The sequence below is a fragment of the Kitasatospora sp. NPDC001683 genome (assembly GCF_053596495.1).
The window spans coordinates 1-4858 of record NZ_JBSFGK010000196.1 but is presented as its reverse complement, the minus strand read 5'-3'; the positions used below and the strand labels follow the sequence as shown (position 1 = coordinate 4858).

General features: G+C 72.8%; 3 protein-coding genes. 1 reads left to right on the top strand and 2 read right to left on the bottom strand.

Annotated features, from left to right (window positions below; translation table 11 throughout):
* Together ACWCYO_RS40210 and ACWCYO_RS40205 are read right to left on the bottom strand one after the other, a co-directional pair.
* On the bottom strand, positions 1-110 hold a 110-nt coding region (locus ACWCYO_RS40210; protein WP_402508300.1), incomplete at its 3' end, for a roadblock/LC7 domain-containing protein.
* 10 nt (positions 111-120) lie between these two features.
* Positions 121-3843 (bottom strand): sensor histidine kinase, encoded by a 3723-nt coding sequence (locus tag ACWCYO_RS40205; RefSeq protein ID WP_449786997.1) that lies wholly within the window; start codon positions 3841-3843, stop codon positions 121-123.
* A 638-nt stretch (positions 3844-4481) separates the two neighbouring features.
* On the opposite strand from ACWCYO_RS40205, the gene ACWCYO_RS40200 reads away from it, so the two are divergent.
* Positions 4482-4700 carry a hypothetical protein gene (locus ACWCYO_RS40200; RefSeq protein WP_030288065.1) on the top strand — a complete coding sequence of 73 codons (219 nt, stop codon included), beginning with the start codon at positions 4482-4484 and terminating at the stop codon, positions 4698-4700.
* Positions 4701-4858 lie beyond the last annotated feature (158 nt).

Below are 4858 nucleotides of genomic sequence, written 5' to 3'. Positions count from 1 at the left end.
ATGCACAGCAGGAGGCCGTCCGCGGAGACCACCACGGTGTGGGACACCCCGGGGGTGTTGTCCACGAAATTGGTGATCAGCCAGTTCAGGTTCTGGGCGGCCTGGCTCATCTGGTTCAACTCAACGCTCCTGGTGATCTGCGCCGTTGCCGTCGGTCCGGCCACCGAAACTATCGAATCCGGGCTGCTGGGCACCATGCTGGAAGCCCTGCTGGTTGGCGGCCTGCTCGGCCCCGGCGCGGCGGCCCTGCTGGATGCCGCGGCGCAGGTTGGTCAGGCGGCCGCGGACCTCCTCGGGGGCCCGGGAGACCTGGGGACCGGTCAGCGGGGAGGCCTCGGCGGTGCCGGAGACCAGGTTGGCCTGCGGGGTCCGCCGGGGGAGGCCGGACATGGTGACACCGCTGGTCGAGGGCTCGCGGACCTGTTCGGCACGGCGCCAGCGCTCGTCGTTCGCGGACGGGCGCCAGGGCGCCTCACCGACACCCGGCTGCGGCGGCTGCGGCTGACCCTGCGGGGCCTGCTGCTGGGGGGCCTGCTGAGCCTGCGGGGCCTGCTGCCGCGGGGTCCGCTGCGGCCGGTCCTCCTGCTGGAACTCCGGCGCGGAGGTGCCGGGCCGGCGCGGCTGGTACGGCCGGGGCCGGGCCTGCTGCGGGCCGTCGGCCTGCGGCGGGTACCAGGGCTGCTCGCCGGTGGCCTCGGACGGCCCGGTCGGCAGCGCCATCGGCTCCTGCCGCTGCTGCTGGACCGGCTGCTGCTGGACCGGTTGCTGCTGGAACGGCTGGGGCTGCTGCGGCTGGGCCGGGTTCGGCACGTTCGGCAGCACCGGCTCCACCAGGCCGAGGCCCAGCGGGTCACGCGGGTCGATCTGGCTGGCCTCGAAGCGCGGCCGGGCGAACTGCTGGGTGCTCTCCACCGGGGCCGGCTCGGCCGGCGGCAGCGGCTGGGGCTGCTGCTGCGGGGGCAGCTGCGGCTGACGGCCCTGCTGCGGCGCGTCCGGACCGGGGCGCTGCGGACGGCGCGGGCCCTGCTGGCCCTGCGGACCGGGACCCTGCTGGCCGGGGCCGGCGGGGCCCGGACGGCCGGGGGCGCGCTGCGGCAGGCCGTCCTGCGGACGGTTGCCCGGCCGGGCACCCTGCTGCGGGGCGCCGGGCGCACCCGGACGGCCGTGCTGCGGCTGTTCGCCGGTCCGCGGGGCCGGAGCGCCCGGACCGGCGTCGGGGCGCGGACGCTCCTGGCCGGGGCGGCCCTGGCCGCGGCGCGTCAGACCGTTCGGGCCGGCCTGCGGCGGGCCCTGGCGGCCGGGGGCGCGCTGCGGCAGACCGCCCTGCGGCGACTGCTGCGGCTGGCCCTGCGGAGCCTGCTGCTGGGGGGTCTGCTGCGGCTGGCCCTGCTGGGCGGGCGCCGGCCGGCCCTGGCCGCGTCGGCCGGGCTGACCCGGACCCTGCTGACCCGGGCCCTGCTGACCCGGGCCCTGCTGGCCCGCCGGAACCGGGTTCTCGCGCAGCGCCTGGCCGACCTGACGGGTCGGCAGTCCGCCGGCGCGGCCGCCGGGCGCACCCGGGCCGGTCGGCGCGGCAGGGGCGGCGGGAGCGGCCGGAGTGCCCTGGCCGAGCTGCGGACGGCCGCCCTGCGGGGCACCGCCGGCCGGGCCCTGGCCGAGCGCGGCCGGACCGCCCTGGCGGCCGGGCGGCATCTGGCGCTGCTGGCGCGGCGTCGGGGCGACCCCGCGCTGCTGCTTGCCCTGACCGCCCGGGCCGGGACGGCCGGGGGCCCGGCGCTCGGCCGAGTTGGTCACGTCGACCGGGAGCATGACCAGCGCGGTGGTGCCGCCGGAGTCGCTCGGACGCAGCTGGATCCGGATGCCGTGTCGCAGGGACAGGCGGCCGACCACGAAGAGGCCCATGCGGCGGGAGACGGAGACGTCCACCGTCGGCGGGTTGGCCAGGCGCTCGTTGATCTCGGCGAGGTCGTCCGGGCTGAGGCCGATGCCGGTGTCGTGGATCTCGACCAGCACCCGGCCGTCGGGCAGGGCGTGGCCGGTGACCCGGACGCGGGTCTGCGGGCTGGAGAACGAGGTGGCGTTCTCGAGCAGCTCGGCGAGCAGGTGGACGAGGTCGTTGACGACGCGGCCGGCGACCTCGGCCGACGGTACGGCGGCGAGCTCGATGCGCTCGTACTGCTCCACCTCGGAGGCGGCGGCGCGGAGCACGTCGACCAGCGGGACGGGCCTGGTCCAGCGGCGGCCCGGGTCCTCACCGGCGAGGACGAGGAGGTTCTCACCGTTGCGGCGCATGCGGGTCGCGAGGTGGTCCAGCTTGAACAGGTTGGCCAGCTGGTCCGGGTCGGCCTCGCGGCTCTCCAGCTCCGAGATGAGCGACAGCTGGCGCTGGATGAGGCCCTGGCTGCGGCGCGACAGGTTGGTGAACATCGCGTTGATGTTGCCGCGCAGGAGGGCCTGCTCGGCGGCGAGGCGGACGGCCTCGCTGTGCACCATGTCGAACGCGTGGGCCACGTGGCCGATCTCGTCGGTCGAGTCGACGGCGACCGGTTCGACCGTGGTGTCGACGTCGTGCGGGTCGCTCTCGGAGAGCGTCTTGACCAGCTCGGGCAGGCGCCGCTCGGCGACGTCCTCGGCCGCGGTCTGCAGACGGGTCAGCGAGCGCACCATCGAGCGGGCGATCAGACCGGCGCCGCCGAGGGCGACGAGCAGGGTCAGGGCAACGGCGGCACCGATGATCAGGGCCTCGGTGTCGGCCTGGGACTGCAGGTCCTGGGCCTTTCCGTCGAGGTCCTCGAGCAGCTTGGACTCGATCCGGCGCTCGGCGGTGATCTTGGTGGTGGCCTTCTCGTACCAGTCCTTGTACGAGACCGGTTCGGTCTGGTGGATGCCGCCCGGCTGGAGGATCGAGCGCGAGTAGCGGTCGGCCTCGGCGACCACGTTGTTGTAGCTCAGCTGGCTGCGCAGGTTGTCCAGGTCGTGCGCGGCGTATGTGTTGTTGAAGCTGTTGAGCGCGTTGTCGTACGCGGTGCGCAGGCGGATGCCGAAGGACTCGTCGCTCGCGCTCAGGTCCGGGGCCTTGGGGTTGGCCAGACCGGCGCTGATCAGCGCGCGCTGCTGCGAGGTGGCGTCCTTGGCCAGCGAGAACTGCTGCAGCGCGCGGGTGGCGACCAGCAGGTCCTTGTTGTTGGAGGTGAGCGCGATCTCCTGGGTGATGTCCAGCAGGTCGCGGATGATCACGTCGTAGGCGGTGATCGTCGCCTGGATGTTCTGGTTGTTCTGGTACGGCGTGTTGCGCGCGTCCGCGATCGAGTTCAGGTCCTTGCGGATCTGGAACAGCAGCGCCTTCCCGCCGGAGAGGTCGAGGTTCTCGAACTTGTCGGAGGAGGTGGTGAAGGTGCGACTGAGGTCGTCGGTGGCCTTGCGGGCGGCGACGATCTCGTCGTCCAGCGGCTCGTTCGGCTTGTTGGTGATGTAGCCGGCGCTGATGTCGCGCTCGGTCTGCAGGGCGTCCGCGAGGTTGGTCGCCTTCTTGGCCAGATCGGACAGGTTGGCCATCTGGGCGAGTTGCTGCGAGTTCTGCAGCGAGGTCTGGATGCGCAGGCCACCGAGGACCAGCGACACCAGGACCGGCAGCGCGAGCAGCGCGATCAGGCGGGTGCGGATGCGCCAGTTGCGCATCGCGAGCCGGCTCAGACCGGTGGCGCGGCGCCTGGTCAGGGTGGTCCGCAGTTTGTCCCGGGTGGACTTGCGGTCCTGGCCGTCGTCCTCCGGGCGGGCGGGGGCCTCGGGCGCTACCGGGTCGGCCGGGCCGCCGGGGGCCGCCGCCTGCTGAGGGGCTGCCACAGGCTCGCGCGACTCCGGGTCACCCGCGGCGCCGCTACCCCTTTTGAAACGTCCCTGCACTGGCGTCGCAACCTCTGGACCGGGCGTCCCGCCGCGTCGCCACGGCCTGGACGGTGTCGAGTTTCCATCCGCACCCCGGCCGGTCCGGGAGAGCGGGTCACCGGGGTGGACTGCTCCCTACCCACGGTCCGTGGCATTCCAGCACAGCGAGGGAATCCCAACAAGGGCCGCCGGAACCAATCGCCCGGCACTACCGACCGCACGCGGGATTTCACTGACTGTGCGGTAACCGGACCGGAATACCGCCTTTTTCGGACACTCGTCGGATACATGCCAACGTGGCTCGAGATCGAAAAGAGTCGCAGACCTGCTGGAATGCCCGTTCTGCACGGAATGTCCGAAAATTCTGATGCGGCGAAATGTCGGTTATCGGTGATTTGCACGTCAATTTGTGAGCAAAATCACAGACTAATGTGTAGCTTTGGTCACGGCGTCTGTGGAATGAGATCTCGTAACCTGGCTCTCTCCGGAGCACGGCCCCGATCAGCCTGCCCAGAACCCCTCCGAATCAATCGGAATCACTCCGGCCGGTGCGGATCCCTGGCGATCCACCCGGCCACGACCACGAGGTGCTCTCGATGTCCCTGGCGAAGAAGGCCACCAAGTCCACGCTGTCCTGCCGCTCCACGGCGAACCCGCGCCGGACCACGCTGGCCTCGGTCGAGGACTTCAGCAAGATCCCGGGCGCCCGCAAGCCCGAGGACGTCGTCACCTACGGCACCGAGCTGCCGGCCGTCACCGCCAACCCGCGCCGCACCCAGCTGATGGTCGCCCCGGTCGTCACCGTCCGGGACTGACCGGACCAGCGCTCCGCCGAGGGCGCCGTCACCGCGAGCAGCGGCGACGGCGCCCGCTGCTATTCGCCCGCTCGCCTCCGGGGCGCTCGGACCCGGTGCCGACGGTCGGCGCTCCCTCGCTCCTGCGTCGCTCCCTCGCTTCTCCCTTTCGGCACCGG